Raw genomic sequence first — 872 nt, 5'->3', positions numbered from 1 at the left:
ATGTTGGTCGAGTAAAGCGTGCCGAACGGCAGTTTGAACGCGAAGCCGCCGGCATATTCCTTTCCGCCGGGTGCAGTGTGGCAGACCATGCAATCCGCCGCACGCGCGAGATATTCACCGCGCTCGATCGGGCTGGCGTTGGTCATGTTGGCGGGAACGCCGGTGGGATTGGGGCCCTTGTAGTCGGCCAGCGCCACCTTCGGCCCGACCGAGAAGGCCATCGGTCCGGGGCCGCGTACATAGAGCGCAGCGCCGGCGGCGCCGACAACACCGATCAGGATGACGCTGCCTAGAATGCGACGTGCGGCGGGCGTCATGACTTCTTCCTTTCGGCGATCGCATCACGGTCGACCGGCATCCTCCGCAGCGCAACGCCACTCGCGGCATAGATCGCATTGCGCAGTGCCGGCGGGCCGCCGATCACGCCGCACTCGCCTATACCGCCGGGCGCTTCACCGCTCTTGATGAGATGGACATTGATTTTCGGCATCTGGTCGATCCGAAGCATGCGATAGTCGTGGAAATTGGACTGCTGCACGCGTCCCTTCTCGATGGTGATGTCGCCATAGAGCGCGGCGGTGAGGCCGAACACGATGCCGCCTTCGAGTTGCGCAACAATCGTATCGGGATTGACGGCGATGCCGCAGTCGACCGCCACGTTGACCTGACGCAGACGAATTTCACCCTGCGAATCGATCTCCGCTTCGACCACAGTCGCGATCGAGGTATCGAAGGTGGGCTGGATACTCACGCCGCGTCCGACGCGCGCTGGCAGCGGCTGCCCCCAATTGGCCTTCTCCGCAGCGAGATTGAGGGCCGCCAGCATCCGCGGCGCCTTGCCGAGTAACTCACGCCGGAACACGACGGGATCC

At 63.9% G+C, this 872-nt stretch carries 2 protein-coding genes; both read right to left on the bottom strand.

Annotated features, from left to right (window positions below; translation table 11 throughout):
• Positions 1–317, bottom strand: a 317-nt coding sequence (locus ACXJKG_RS21280) for a hypothetical protein (protein WP_456847704.1), incomplete at its 3' end; no start/stop codon positions are given.
• A partial coding sequence (locus ACXJKG_RS21275; RefSeq protein WP_456847703.1) for a molybdopterin cofactor-binding domain-containing protein occupies positions 314–872 on the bottom strand: 559 nt, incomplete at its 5' end. The genes ACXJKG_RS21280 and ACXJKG_RS21275, both read right to left, overlap by 4 nt.

The organism is Cellulomonas sp. P5_C6 (genome assembly GCF_054049635.1).
The sequence above is the reverse complement of the archived record's forward strand: the minus strand, read 5'-3'. Positions and strand labels throughout refer to the sequence as shown.